The following is a 14,245-nucleotide window of genomic DNA, read 5'->3' on the forward strand; positions in this document are numbered from 1 at the left end:
TCCTCCACATAAAAAGAATACCCTTTACCTGGTCGGTAAAGGGTGTCCCCTCTTAATTACTTATTTTGTGCAAACCTGGTTACCTACAGTGCAAGACGTTTTGCATGCGGACTGGCAGGATGTTTGGCATTCGCTGCAACCTGCATGTTGAGCCGTCTTCTGAATGGATTCGGTATTAATGGTAATAATGTGTTTTGCCATATCGGTTCACCTCGCTATCAATATCTGTTGTATTATAGCATATAATCGGCACGTCTACAATCACTATAACAGACGTAATTGCTTAAATTGGAAATCCTTACTCATCGTAATTACGACGGCACGATTATCAAAAATTTCGTTAGTCGCAAAAAAGACATCAAAGTCTCCGTTATAAGTCATATAAACAGAATTAATCCGTTCCAGGCTGGCACGAATTTGCTCGGCCGTCATTTCCGGCTCACCGTCATTCAGCCAATGTTCATTTTTAAACTTGGCAATAAGCGGTGCATGAGCCGCTACGCGCGGTCGATGTGCAAGTATCCATTCCCATACGCTCTTACCGTATCGACGGGCCTCTTTTTCCTTACCTTCTTCCAAGCCTTCAAGAACGACCAGTACGGGATTCCCGTTGACGAGAATCTCATCCATATAACTGCCTTTGACATACCGTAAGCTCATAGCATAAACCTCCGTAAGAGATATTTCTTGCTTGACCGTCTGTCTAACAGGATGTCTTTATCTTACTCTATGTTCTTTTTCCCTGTCAATGAATGGAACGAACTCTCACAGTTGACGACGGACAGATATCGTTTTGGAAGCAATCCTCACATAAGGGTTTACGAGCCTTGCAAATTCTTCTGCCGTGCCAGATCAGCCAATGATGAGCCCGGCTCCACCATTCAACGGGGATGGCTTTTTGCAGACCCTTTTCCACACTGTCGGGCGTCGTACCGACAGCCAGCTGCATGCGATTAGCAACACGAAACACATGAGTATCCACAGCAATAGCCGGCGTATCGTAAAGAACGCTGACAAGCACATTGGCCGTCTTACGCCCTACACCGGGAAGTTTCACTAATTCATCAAAGGTCTTAGGCACTTCCCCCTGATACTCTTCACATAAAATACGACAGGTTGCCGATAGGTTCTTGGCCTTGCTGTGATAAAGACCGCAAGTCTTTATTTTTTCTTCCAGCCCGTCAATTCCCAAGGTCAACATTTTTTCGGGAGAAGCGTATTCCGGAAACAACCCGGCAGTTACAATATTCACGCGTTCATCCGTACACTGAGCCGATAAGACAACAGCCACCAAAAGTTCAAAAGGCGACTGATATATAAGTGCAGGCTTCATGATTCCGTATGTATCTTGAAAGCGTTGCAACATCTCTTGTTTTTTCTTTTTTGTAATCACTTTGTCAACTCTCTTTCCGCAACATATAACGGGCAAATTTTTATAAAATCGCCCCTTTCATACTGCCGGTTTTTATTATAACACATTGCAACCATAGCAAGAGATGGTTAATAATGTTGCTTTTTTTGCAATCAACTTACTTATTTTTCTTATTTTTTATTATTAATTAATATTTATTATCATATTTTTAAGATCAATATAGTTTGCAGTGTGAGAAAACTTCTTTATAAAGATATTCAACAGATTTTTACTTTTTTTATAAAAGAGAAGGACTCTTATTAACGCTCTTAATTGCAAAAATTGAAGAAACTCATTCATTATGATATATTTTATTTAAAGAATCGTTATTTATTAAAAAGAGGTGTTGAAAATGGATACATTAGATAACTTAACCCAATTTCCTATTTATTTTGCTCCCGGCTGTAAGCTGCTTCAATTAGAGCCCAAGATGACATCAAAAGTCTACGATTACCTGCACAAGCTCTTCGGCAATATCAATTTATATACTCGTTGCTGTGGACTTGACGATGCAACCCAACAGGAAGAAGAAGCCGTATTTATTACGCTCTGTGATTCGTGCTTTAAAGTATACGGCGATACGTATGCCAATCTGCATATGCGAGATTTCTGGGAAGTATACGACGAATATAAGTCCATCTATCCTTTAGAAAATGAAGCAGAAGTACGCGAGGCTTTACAGCATACCATGGTAGGCGTATATCCTAAAGAAGGTATCAAGGCCTGGTTCAGCAACTTCTCATCAAAACGAGCATAAAAAGAAGGTTCTGCACAATGCAGAACCTTCTTTTTCTATCGGCGTTTTTTATAAAGTGACTCTATAAGCCTTTCCTGTCCGTCGGCACGACTTTCAAAATCGGAAATAATGGACAATGTCCTATACACATAAGCACCGTCATTAATAGACTGTAAATTTACACGAACGCTGTAAAAAGCCGCCCGCATAGCCGCTCTGGCATTCATGGCAGCTATAACTCCGTCCGTAACGGCCCAAATATTACCGTGCTCGACAACTTGTCGAGCCATGGTCAGCAAAGGAAAAATATCCTGCCCCAATGTCAAAGGCACCTCAGCCGCTTCTTTAAACGCCGCTTGAACCGCTTCCGCCCGTCCTTTTTCTTCCTTCGGTCGCCGTAAGGTTTCCATAAGGGAAGAAAATGCGGCCGCATCAGCATCAGCAGCCTGCAAATACAATTTTCTCAAAGAAGGCAACTGTGATTTCATAGAAATCATTCGACCTTGCACCTCTTCATATCCTTTTTTATCAATCGTCAAATTAATGACCATTTCAATAAGGGCCGCGGCCGAAGCTGCCGTAACGGCGGCAATACTCCCGCCGCCCGGCACGGGAGCGGACGATGCCGTTTGATCTAAAAATTCACGTACGGATAAATCTTCTATTCCCATGGTTTTAGAAGAGCCCTGTAATATTTCCTTTTTCATCAATATCCATCCTGTTCGCCGCCGGCACCTTGGGCAGTCCCGGCATAGTCATAATATTACCCGTCTCGCAAACAATAAAGCCTGCGCCGGTACATACACGCACATCTTTGACCGTTACATAAAAGTTTTCAGGTGCGCCTAAAAGGTCGGCGTTGTCAGACAAAGAATACTGCGTCTTAGCGACACATACGGGCATCTTATCCAACCCGAAAGCTTCGAGTTCCTTTACCTGTTTTTGAGCCTTCCCTTCAAAGATCACGCCTTTACCGCCGTAAATGCGAGTCACTATTTTTTCCAGTTTTTCGGGAATCGTTTCATTTACGTCATATAAAGGGCAATAAGGACTTGCATCTTTTTCCATTAAGGGCAGCAATAAGTTGGCCATATCTTTGCCGCCTTCGCCGCCTTCAGCCCAGCAGTCATTTAAAGCTACAGGCACACCGTAGTCCTCACACAAGCGAGTGAGAGTTTCCAACTCCGCATCCGTATCGGAAAGGAAGCGATTGATTCCTACTACTACGGGCACATTGAAAATACGCATATTCTCAATGTGTTTCGCCAAGTTGGCAAACCCGGCTTCTAAAGCCTTCACATTTTCTTCCTGTAAGTCCGCCTTCTTTACTCCTCCATGCATCTTTAATGCTCTGACAGTTGCTACAATAACTACTGCCGACGGTTTAATATGCCCGAAACGACATTTTATATCCATAAACTTTTCAGCCCCTAAATCGGCACCGAAACCGGCTTCCGTTACTGCAATTTCACCCATTTTCATAGCCAGTTTCGTCGCAATAACGGAATTACAACCGTGGGCAATATTGGCAAAAGGCCCGCCGTGAACTAACGCCGGTGTTTGTTCCGTTGTCTGTACCAAGTTCGGCTTAATAGCATCCTTCATAACAACGGCCATGGCCCCGGCTACACCTAACTGTCCGGCTGTTACCAAATTGCCGTCCAAATCATAGGCTACCGTAATTTTAGCCATCCGTTGTTTTAAATCTTCCAAATCTTCAGCCAAGCACAAGACGGCCATGATTTCCGACGCAACGGTAATCATAAAATGATCTTCACGCGGAAAACCGCATACCTTACCGCCTAAGCCTATAGTCAAATTACGCAATGCCCGATCATTCATATCAAGGACCCGCTTCCAAATGACACGACGCACGTCAATACGCAATTCATTGCCTTGATGTACATGATTATCAATGGCTGCGGCTAACAAATTATTTGTCGTAGTAATGGCATGCATATCGCCCGTAAAGTGAAGATTTATATCTTCCATAGGCAAGACCTGAGAATACCCGCCTCCGGCCGCACCGCCTTTAATCCCGAAAACCGGTCCTAAAGAAGGCTCGCGCATAGCTACAACAGCCTTATGCCCCAAGCGGTTAAAAGCCTGAGCCAAGCCGATAGTAGTCATGGATTTCCCTTCACCTGCCGGCGTCGGGTTAATAGCTGTAACCAGGACCAATTTACCGTCCGGTCGACTCTGTAATCGACGAATAGCATCAAAAGAGACCTTCGCCTTATATTTTCCGTACAATTCCAAATCATCTGCCGTAAGTCCCACTTGTTCGGCAATTTCCGTAATCGGTTTTAACTCAGTTTGCTGTGCAATTTCGATATCGCTTAATACAGGTTTCATATCCGTTACTCCTCATTTATATGTGGCAGGAGGCATAAAAAATACCGACTCTGCCCGGAATCATTGCCCAGACGGTCGGCTAAAATGGATTATGCTCCCCGTGGTTGTTCCACTTCCGTCAGTTACATAACCTTATATTATTATACCTGTCGCTCCTTTCCTTTGTCAAACGGTACAGTTATAAGATACATAACAATTAGACATGTATAGGCGGATACTTTTGCATTCTCATTCCCCTATCTCAACGGTACGTATCCGCATATGACGAGTTCTTATTTTACAAAAATAACGTTGAAGTCGCCATCTCTTTGATACCGACTTCAACGTTATGATAGAAGCACTGTTATGTGTTATTATTTTTTGACCAAATCCTGAGCTACTTCAATATGAAGTTCGCGCAGCTGTCTCGGTGCTACTTCCGAAGGTGCTTCGCTCATGGGATCAATAGCATTTTGCGTCTTCGGGAAAGCAATAACGTCGCGAATGGACTTTCTCTTGAGCATCAGCATAATCATGCGATCCAAGCCGAAAGCCAAACCTCCGTGAGGAGGGGCTCCGTATTCGAAGGCTCTGAGAAGGAAGCCGAACTTCTGCTTCGCTTCTTCATCCGTAAGTCCGATAGCCTTGAATACGCGTTGTTGAATATCGGGTTGGTAAATACGTAAAGAACCGCCACCCAATTCAACACCGTTCAAGACCAGGTCATAGGCCTTTGCATACACTTTTGATTGGTCCGTTTCCAATTTGTCCAAGTCTTCGTCGCGCGGAGCCGTAAACGGATGGTGCATTGCCGTGTAACGCTTTTCTTCTTCGTCATATTCAAACATGGGGAAATCGACAACCCATGTAAACGCAAAGGCATTTTCATCAATAATGCCCGTGCGGCGAGCCATTTCTTTACGCAATTCACCCAAAGCGGCTGCTACAACAGACGGTTTATCGGCAATCATGAGAACCAAGTCACCCGTTTCACTGCCGCAAGCTTCGCCGATAGCTTTTAATGTATCTTCACCGAGGAATTTTTTTACCTGAGACTTCATGCCCTCTTCCGCAAAGGCAATCCAAGCCAATCCCTTAGCTCCGTAGGTAGAAACATATTCAACCAAACCGTCCAATTCACGACGGGGAATACCGGCATACCCTTTAACGTTAATAGCCTTAACTTGACCGCCGGCATCAACGACATTACGGAAGACCTTGAATTCCGTATCCTTTACGAGTTCCGTAATATCTTTGAACTTCATGTCAAAACGCAAGTCCGGTTTATCAGAACCGTAGTTTTCCATAGCATAGTCCCAAGTCATGCGCTGAATCGGACCGGGAATCTCATAACCGAGAGCCTGTTTGAATACATACCCGATCATTTCTTCCGTCAACTGTAAAATATCTTCCTGACTCATAAAAGACATTTCCATATCGAGCTGTGTAAATTCAGGTTGTCTGTCGGCACGCAAATCTTCATCGCGGAAACAACGTGCAATTTGATAATACCGATCCATGCCGGAGATCATCAACAGCTGTTTAAAAATCTGCGGTGACTGGGGCAAAGCGTAGAATTTCCCTTCGTTGACACGGCTCGGTACGAGGTAATCGCGTGCCCCTTCAGGCGTACTTTTACAAAGTTCGGGAGTTTCAATGTCGATAAAGCCGTGCTGATTGAGGAAATCACGCATAGCATGCTTTACCTTATTTCTCATAATCAGGTTGTTCTGCATTTCCGGACGACGCAAGTCGAGGTAGCGGTATTGGAGACGTATCTTTTCATCTACGTCAATATTATCTTCAATATAGAAGGGCGGTGTTTTGGATGTGTTCAAAATTCGTAATTCTTCACAACGAATTTCGATTTTGCCGGTTTTCATCTTTTCGTTTATTGTCGCTTCATCACGCATGCGGACAATACCGCGAACAACGAGGACATATTCCGTACGAACCTGTTCCGCTTTGTCAAACGATTCCTTTTCATAGTCCGGCGAAGCAACGACCTGTATAATACCCGTACGGTCTCGTAAGTCGATAAAAATCAAACCGCCGTGATCGCGACGACGTTCAACCCAACCGCACAATACGACTTCTTTTCCCTGATCCTCTTCTGTTACGGCCGCACAATAATGAGAGCGGCTCAATCCTTCCATTGTATCCATTAAACTCATCCCTTCTTCTTGCTTTCTATATATTCAACAACGTCGCCGAGGGCTACCGTTTCCTGCTCTTTCGTCTCCATATTGCGAATTTGTGCCTGTCCCTGTGCCAACTCGTCTTCGCCTATAATTACTGTAAAATCGGCATTTATCTTGTTGGCCGCCTTCATTTGTCCCTTCATACTGCGTCCGTTCGTATCGATTTCGGCATACAAACTCTTGGCACGCAAAGCTTGTTGCAAGATAAAGGCCTCTTTTCTCGCCTCATCGCCTAAGGCAACGATATAGGCGGGACGAAGCTCTTCAACGGGAGGCAACAGTCCTTGTTCCTTTAAGGTCAGCAACAGCCGTTCCATACCGACGGCAAAACCGATCCCCGGTACGGACGGGCCACCGATTTCTTCAATCAGTCCGTCATACCGCCCGCCTCCGCACACGGTACTTTGCGCCCCTAAGGGAGCGTACATGATTTCAAAGGCCGTCTTCGTATAATAATCAAGGCCGCGCACCAGTCGGGGGTCCTTTTCAAAGGAAATACCGATTCCCGTCAAATAGGACTGGACCTTCTCAAAATGTTCGGCACATTCTTCACATAAATAGTCCGTAATAAGGGGAACCCCTTCAGACAACATGCGTTCGCCGTCTTCTTTACAGTCCAGTACGCGCAAGGGATTCTTATCCAATCGCGACTTACAGTCGTCACACAATTCATCCCTCTTACCGTCAAAAAACTCGATAAGTTTTTGTCTGTACACGGGACGACACTTAGGGCAACCGACGGAATTCAAATGAAGTACCAAATCATTAAGACCCAATTCACGGAAGAGTTGGAAGGCCATGGCAATGATTTCCGCATCTACTGCCGGATCCTGAGAGCCTATCTCCTCTACGCCGAACTGGTTAAACTGACGATACCGACCGGCTTGCGGACGGTCATGTCGAAACATGGGTCCCATGTAATAAAACTTATGGACCTTCTGCTCCCCGTAAAGTTTATGTTCCAAATAAGCACGGACGACAGAAGCCGTATTTTCCGGTCTGAGCGTCATACTCCGACCGCCTCGGTCTTCAAAAGTATACATTTCTTTCGTAACGACGTCCGTCGTTTCACCGATACCCCTTAAAAATAATTCCGTACTCTCGAATATGGGGGTACGCACTTCGCCGAACCCGTAAATCCGGCATATACTTCTGATTTTCTCTTCAAGTTTCTGCCAGTCTCCCGTTTGTTCGGGCAAAAAATCCTGAGTTCCTCGCGGTGCCGTAATGGCCATTATCAATTCACTCCTTCATATACGGAAGCACATAAAAGACGACGTCGCTTCATCCGCTCTGTCAAGGCTTCCGTATACTGCCCTATATCTTTAGGCATATACATTTTTTCCATCTTTCTATGAGGCACGATAAACTTCGTGGCACTCCCCGGGCCGACGCCCAACACGGTTTGTCGTTCTTCCATCATCTCGATATTATAGCGACTTATAGTCCCGTCCTTAGCATATCCGATATTGGCGAACTCCGCCGCCATATACTGCTGACGATACAAATAATACGGAGCATATCCTTGTCGACAAAGTGATTCTTCAGCCGATGTTACCATCTCTTCCACAACCTGTACAGGCGGTATTTCCTCCCGTAAAGTATGGCGAAACAAAGGTGCCCCCTTTTTTAATGCTAACGTATGAATTGTAACATTTTCCGGGGCCAATTGGCAAACGGCTTCCAGGTTCTGCCGCATGTCTTCTACCGTTTGTCCGGGCAGACCGGCAATAAAATCCGTATTAATGACACTAAAGCCGGCGTCACGGCAATAATCGAACATACGGTATATGTCTCTCACCGTATGACGACGACCGAGTGCATCCAGCAAGTGTTGTTGCATTGTCTGCGGATTAATACTGATGCGGTCGACACCGTAAGCTCTCAGTATTCTCGCCTTCTCTTCGGTCATGGTATCGGGGCGCCCCGCTTCCACCGTCCATTCCCGACAAGCTCCTGCCAGGGGCTGCAAAGCACTCATAATGCGTTCGACAGCTTCTACAGACAAAGAAGTCGGTGTCCCGCCGCCTACATAAATGCTGTCTATACGAATCCCCGTATCACTACACAAGCGCTGTACATCCTGTATATCCTCGATAAGCTTATTCGTAAAATCCAGTAACCGCTCCGCTTTCTCATTTCCCACAAGACGCGACGGAAAGGAACAATACAGACAATGACTGGCACAATACGGAATACCTACGTATAAAGCCGCATCTCGAGTCTCATGTTGTACAACATAAGGTCGCTGTGTCACTGCCACCTGCACCAACAAATCCGCCGTTCTGTCCGCTACATCGAATTCTTTACCTAGCCGATGTCGTACTCCTTCAGGCGACAGACCTTCGTCAAAAAGAGTATGAACGAGTTTTAAAGGGCGAACACCCGTAAGTTTCCCCCACGGTGAAGGCGGTCTCTTTGTCAAGGTGCGGCAAGCCTCGAGCAGATAGTTCTTTACTTCCTTCTTGGTAGTAACGACGTAGGGCCCGAAATTACGAGCCTGTCCGTTCGAATCCGTAAAATATCCGTCCAAAATCAAGCCTTTTTTCCGACTTGCAAGACGAACAGCCGCGTCCTTACCTTCTCTATCATAAACATATCCTAATGAAGCAAGGACCTGACCGACAAAGCCATGCCAGTCGTCAGGTCCCGTATATACATATGCGGCCGCTTTTTTAGTCACGATCCGTTTCCTGCGGAAAGCCGTTGTCTAAACCGGCAGCCTTACGTTTCGCTTCACATTCTTCGCAATAGCCGTACACTTTTAATTGGTGATCTACCGTATGGAAATGCAATCTCTTTTCCAAAATCGTTTCCAATGTTTCCAATAAATCGTCCTTGCATTCCCACACCTTACCGCAGTCAAGGCAAATGAGATGATGGTGGAAATGACCGTCTTCTTCACAATCATTCAACTCATAACGACTACAACCGTCATCAAAATCCAATTTTTTCAACAAGTCCATTTGCGTAAACAGATCAAGAGTTCTGTATACAGTCGCCAACCCGATATCGGGGGCCGTCTGTTTAACCAGTTCAAAAACGTCTTCAGCACTTAAATGACGAGCCGTGCTTTCCACAAAAGCTCGCAAGACCACTTGACGCTGAGACGTCATCTTATATTTCTGGTCCTTAATCTTATCTTTCATGCGTTTCATCATCAATTCCATTACATCATCTTTAGTCTTTTCCATCGTTCTTTGACATCCTTTCTCTATAAGAACTGAAAAACCATAAGTGCCGTGCCGTCGTTTGCAATACGGCTACAAGAGGCACTGTCAAAATCATACCGGCTACACCGAAAAGGGTGCCGCCTATTAAAAGGGCAATGACGATAACCACAGGGTGGATGCTGATAACCTTCCCCATGACCTGAGGCATAATCAGATGCCCGTCTATTTGCTGAACCACAGCGTAAAAAATGAGAACTTTCAAAGCCAGGGACGGACTGATAGTCGCACCGAGCAGGATAGCCGGTATGGCCCCGACAATGGGCCCGATAACGGGAATCCACTCCGTAATGGCCGCTAAGAGAGCAATGACCAAAGGATAGGGAACCCCCATAATCCACATCCCCGTAAAGGTCAGGCAGGCTATAATGCAACTCATAAGAAGCTGCCCGCGAATATAGCGACTCAAAACAAGGCTCAGTTCTTCGAAATACGAGCGTAAATGAAGCCTATAGTCGGACGGATACAGATTGACAAAGGCGTTCATCATCCGTTCCCCGTCCTTCAAAAAATAAAAGGTTATAAAGGGAACGACAAAAAACTCTACGACTGTACCGGCAATGGCAAAGACCGATTTAACCAGATTTGAAATGCCGTCAATGCCGTAGTTACTGACTTTAATAAAGGCTTCATTAACAATTGCCTTGACCTGATCGGGAATATAAATAGGTGCCTGATCGCTTTCAAGTTGAACTACAAGCTCATACGTCTGACTGACAATGGTACTGAAGTTATTGGCCAGCAGGTTTAACTGACCGATTAAGGGTTTCAAAATGCTGTTTGTCATGACGGCAATGACTGCAATCAAAACAACAAATGACAGCAAAATTGAAATATCAATCGGCACCTGTCTTCTAAAGAGCCGCACCAGTCCTTTTTGAATCCCATCCCTAAGGGGCGTCAAAATAAAGGTAATAATCAATGATACAATAACGGGCCAATAAATTTCCTTTACTGCTAAAAACAGGCACACACCCAAAATCATGAGAACGACGCGCAACCTGAATTCAATCGTTTTATTATTAGACACCTTACCAGCCTCCGCCGAGGAACGGATTATTTCTCCGTTCATACCCTATATCCGTAGCCGGCCCGTGACCGGGAAGCACTACCGTGTCATCAGGTAATTTCATTAATTTTTCTTCAATACTGCTAACTAAAACATGAGAATCACCGCCGTAAAAATCGGTTCTTCCCACTGAGCAACGAAACAGCGTATCTCCGGCGAACAAGAGTCCCGCACCGTACAGGCAAAGGCCGCCGGGGGTATGTCCGGGCGTTTCGATTACTTTAAAAGGTACACCCGCAAAGTTTATAACTTCTCCGTCCGTAACAATGTGTTCAGGCGACGTGATAACGATTTCCTTACCCAGGAACATAGATAAATTGTTACGTGAGTTTGCAATGAGATCCACATCACCCTTACCGATATACACGGGCACGTCCTTATGATTTCTCACTTCCTGTAACGCACCGATGTGATCGGCATGTCCGTGCGTTAAGAACACGAACCTGAGAGTCACCCCGAGAACGTCAAGAGCCTTATCAATTTGCTCATAATCCCATGCCGGGTCAATTAAAAACGCCTCTTTTTCAACATCGTCATAGACAATATAACAATTGGTCTCCAACGGGCCGAGCGGAAGGGTCTTATACTGTATGGCCATAAGCGTTCGCCTCCTAAAATTCTTTCTTACTGTCTAACAAAATCGTAACGGGACCGTGGTTATCCAAAGAGACGACCATTTCCGTCTGAAAAACTCCCGTCGCCACACGAACACCCTGTTTTTCCACGTACTGTACAAACTCTTCATATAACCGGTTCGCCAAATCCGGAGGCGCCGCTGCCGTAAAACTCGGTCTGCGTCCGTGACGTGCATCTCCGTACAGGGTAAATTGGGAAACGACCAACATTTCACCGCCCTTTTGTAAGAGAGACTGATTCATCTTACCTTCTTCATCTTCAAAAATGCGAAGATTCAATATTTTATCCGCCGTGTAAACAACATCTTTTTCGTCATCGTCCCGGCCTACCCCCAGAAGAACCGTCAGTCCTGCACCGATGCGTCCCGTTTCCGTTCCTTCCGATGTCACGGAAGAACGTATTGTCCGTTGTATAACCGCTCTCATGACTGACTGCCTCCCGTAAAACGCTGCACTTTATATACATCCTTCAAACGACGAATTTTCGTAGCAACAAATTCGAATTGGGCTAAGTCCTTAATACTGATGCCCAAGTGAATGGTTACACTCTTTGTTTCCGATACCTTAGCGTTAATGGACGTAATAGAAATCTTCATCTCTGCCAAAGCAGCCATAATATCGGCTATCATGCCGGTCCTGTCATAGGCCGAAATTTCCATATTTACCTCGAAAGACTCGGACATGCCGTAATCCCATTCCACATCAATCAGTCGGTCCACGTCTTCATCAAGGCGCACATTAGGACAATCCGCCCGATGGACGGAAACCCCTCTGCCTCTGGTAACAAAGCCGATAATCGGATCTCCCGGAACAGGGCTGCAACATTTTGATAACCGCACGAGCAGTCCCGACTCGCCTTTTACGAGAACCCCCGAATGATTGTGTCCCGATGCTTTACGAGGTTTGAGCTTTTCAATAAGCGATTTTTCATTCTGCTCGTCATCAACTCTATCCAATTCTTTATGCAGTTCCAAGAGCTTAATAAGAACCGTATTGACGGCAAACCCGCCGTAACCGACAGCAGCCAGTAAATCATCTTCCGTACCGGCATTCATCTGCTTGGCGACCTTGGCTATACGACCCGAATGACTTACCAGCTTCCAATCATGACCGAGGCGCTTGCATTCCTTTTCCAAAGCGGCTGATCCTTTTTCGATATTTTCTTCTCTGTTTTCCTTTTTAAACCAGTTCCGTATTTTCGAGCGACTTTCCGAACTGCCTACAATCTTCAACCAGTCCAAACTCGGCTTGCCGGTTTTAGAGGTAATAACCTCGACAATGTCACCGTTCTTCAAGGCATAGTCCAAAGGCACTATTTTTCCGTTAACCTTGGCCCCTACACACCGGTGGCCTACATCCGTATGAATGCGGTATGCAAAATCAATGGGAATAGCTCCCTGCGGTAAATCGATAACATCACCGCGCGGCGTAAATACAAATACTTCATCGGAAAAGGCGTCCAGTTTAAGGGCATTTACAAACTCTTGAGGGTTGCTCGTATCCTGCCATTCCAACATATTCCTCAGCCACCCCATCTTTTCATCAAAACCTGTCGCCTTTTGCGAGGCTCTGCCTTCCTTATACCGCCAATGAGCGGCTACCCCGTATTCGGCAATATGGTGCATATCCCATGTACGAATTTGAATTTCGACAGGCTGTCCGCGCGTACCGATAACCGTCGTATGAAGAGATTGATAATTATTCGGCTTCGGCATGGCAATATAATCCTTAAACCGATAAGGCAGAGGTTTCCACAAACTGTGGACAATACCAAGAACACCGTAACAATCCTGAACTGTATCGACAATAACGCGAATGGCGTAAAGATCGTAAATTTGACTCAAATCGCGATTGTCTTTCTTCATTTTTTTATAAATACTGTAAAAATGCTTGGGCCTTCCGTTTATTTCAAAGCTGATGGACGATTCGGTCAGCGTCTTTTTCAGTACATCAATAGCTTCATTGACAATTTCTTCGCGAACCTTCCGTTTTTCTTTCATTTGATCTACCAAGTCGTAATACTTGTCAGGCTCCATATAGCGGAAAGACAAATCTTCCAGTTCCCACTTAATATTGAAAATCCCTAAGCGATGTGCCAACGGAGCATAAATTTCCAATGTTTCTTGAGCAATGCGCTTCTGTTTTTCACTACGCATGTACTTTAAGGTTCGCATATTATGCAGTCTGTCTGCCAGCTTAATAACGACGACACGAATGTCTTTAGCCATGGCCAAGAACATTTTACGCATACTGTTAACCTGCTGGTCCTCTTTGGTACGATAGTCCAAACGGTTTAACTTGGTAACGCCGTCAACAAGAAAGGCCACTTCCTTACCGAAGATCCGTTCAATATCCTCCAGCATATACTCCGTGTCTTCTACGACATCATGTAACAAAGATGCCGTAATCGTCGTCGTATCGATTTCCATATCAGCCAGAATTTCCGCTACAGCTAAGGGATGAAGGATATACGGATCCCCGTTAACCCTCTTTTGTTCCTTATGTGCCTCATCGGCCAATTCGTATGCTTTGCGAATATTTTCGCAAGTTTCATCGGGCTGATATGACTTAATTATTTCTATGAGGCGATTATAGGCTTCTTCCTTTTTCGAAATTTCCATCTTTCTGC

At 45.2% G+C, this 14,245-nt stretch carries 14 protein-coding genes and 1 riboswitch; of the genes, 1 reads left to right on the plus strand and 13 read right to left on the minus strand.

The window, feature by feature from the left end; all coding sequences use genetic code 11:
• Positions 1–60 precede the first annotated feature (60 nt).
• From scfA to nth, 3 genes are all read right to left on the minus strand, one after another.
• Positions 61–201, minus strand: coding sequence for a six-cysteine ranthipeptide SCIFF (scfA, locus tag HMPREF9429_RS09070; RefSeq protein ID WP_059077334.1), 141 nt, complete (start codon positions 199–201; stop codon positions 61–63).
• Between the two features lie 63 nt (positions 202–264).
• A complete protein-coding gene (locus HMPREF9429_RS07430; protein ID WP_006942815.1) occupies positions 265–660 on the minus strand; it encodes a hypothetical protein in 396 nt (131 codons plus the stop codon).
• Positions 661–745: 85 nt separating this feature from the next.
• Positions 746–1,393 carry an endonuclease III gene (nth, locus tag HMPREF9429_RS07435; protein WP_006942816.1) on the minus strand — a complete coding sequence of 216 codons (648 nt, stop codon included), beginning with the start codon at positions 1,391–1,393 and terminating at the stop codon, positions 746–748.
• Between the two features lie 370 nt (positions 1,394–1,763).
• On the opposite strand from nth, the gene HMPREF9429_RS07440 reads away from it, so the two are divergent.
• Positions 1,764–2,168: a hypothetical protein gene (locus tag HMPREF9429_RS07440; protein ID WP_006942818.1), complete on the plus strand. Its 405-nt coding sequence runs from the start codon at positions 1,764–1,766 to the stop codon at positions 2,166–2,168.
• A gap of 35 nt (positions 2,169–2,203) precedes the next feature.
• Here HMPREF9429_RS07440 and HMPREF9429_RS07445 read toward each other — a convergent pair whose 3' ends face one another.
• The 10 genes from HMPREF9429_RS07445 to HMPREF9429_RS07490 form a co-directional block, all read right to left on the minus strand.
• A complete protein-coding gene (locus HMPREF9429_RS07445; RefSeq protein ID WP_006942819.1) occupies positions 2,204–2,854 on the minus strand; it encodes a cyclodeaminase/cyclohydrolase family protein in 651 nt (216 codons plus the stop codon).
• Positions 2,823–4,502 carry a formate--tetrahydrofolate ligase gene (locus tag HMPREF9429_RS07450; RefSeq protein WP_006942820.1) on the minus strand — a complete coding sequence of 560 codons (1,680 nt, stop codon included), beginning with the start codon at positions 4,500–4,502 and terminating at the stop codon, positions 2,823–2,825. The genes HMPREF9429_RS07445 and HMPREF9429_RS07450 overlap by 32 nt, the downstream gene beginning before the upstream one ends.
• A gap of 58 nt (positions 4,503–4,560) precedes the next feature.
• A riboswitch (ZMP/ZTP riboswitch) is annotated at positions 4,561–4,638 on the minus strand.
• Positions 4,639–4,855: 217 nt separating this feature from the next.
• Positions 4,856–6,646 carry an aspartate--tRNA ligase gene (gene aspS, locus HMPREF9429_RS07455; RefSeq protein WP_040774118.1) on the minus strand — a complete coding sequence of 597 codons (1,791 nt, stop codon included), beginning with the start codon at positions 6,644–6,646 and terminating at the stop codon, positions 4,856–4,858.
• Between the two features lie 5 nt (positions 6,647–6,651).
• Complete coding sequence (hisS, locus tag HMPREF9429_RS07460) at positions 6,652–7,917, minus strand: histidine--tRNA ligase (RefSeq protein WP_006942822.1); 1,266 nt, start codon at positions 7,915–7,917, stop codon at positions 6,652–6,654.
• 2 nt (positions 7,918–7,919) lie between these two features.
• Positions 7,920–9,365, minus strand: coding sequence for a coproporphyrinogen dehydrogenase HemZ (gene hemZ / locus HMPREF9429_RS07465; RefSeq protein ID WP_006942823.1), 1,446 nt, complete (start codon positions 9,363–9,365; stop codon positions 7,920–7,922).
• A complete protein-coding gene (locus HMPREF9429_RS07470) occupies positions 9,358–9,876 on the minus strand; it encodes a Fur family transcriptional regulator (protein WP_006942824.1) in 519 nt (172 codons plus the stop codon). The genes hemZ and HMPREF9429_RS07470 overlap by 8 nt, the downstream gene beginning before the upstream one ends.
• Positions 9,863–10,942 (minus strand): AI-2E family transporter, encoded by a 1,080-nt coding sequence (locus HMPREF9429_RS07475; RefSeq protein WP_040774121.1) that lies wholly within the window; start codon positions 10,940–10,942, stop codon positions 9,863–9,865. The genes HMPREF9429_RS07470 and HMPREF9429_RS07475 overlap by 14 nt, the downstream gene beginning before the upstream one ends.
• 1 nt (position 10,943) lies before the next feature.
• Positions 10,944–11,579, minus strand: a complete 636-nt coding sequence (locus HMPREF9429_RS07480) for an MBL fold metallo-hydrolase (protein WP_006942826.1) — start codon at positions 11,577–11,579, stop codon at positions 10,944–10,946.
• Positions 11,580–11,592: 13 nt separating this feature from the next.
• On the minus strand, positions 11,593–12,042 hold the full coding sequence (gene dtd, locus HMPREF9429_RS07485; protein ID WP_006942827.1) for a D-aminoacyl-tRNA deacylase: 450 nt from the start codon (positions 12,040–12,042) through the stop codon (positions 11,593–11,595).
• A complete protein-coding gene (locus HMPREF9429_RS07490; RefSeq protein ID WP_006942828.1) occupies positions 12,039–14,237 on the minus strand; it encodes a RelA/SpoT family protein in 2,199 nt (732 codons plus the stop codon). Before HMPREF9429_RS07490 ends, dtd begins: the two co-directional genes overlap by 4 nt.
• Positions 14,238–14,245: the final 8 nt, after the last annotated feature.

The sequence above is a fragment of the Megasphaera micronuciformis F0359 genome, assembly GCF_000165735.1.
Classification (GTDB): domain Bacteria; phylum Bacillota; class Negativicutes; order Veillonellales; family Megasphaeraceae; genus Megasphaera; species Megasphaera micronuciformis.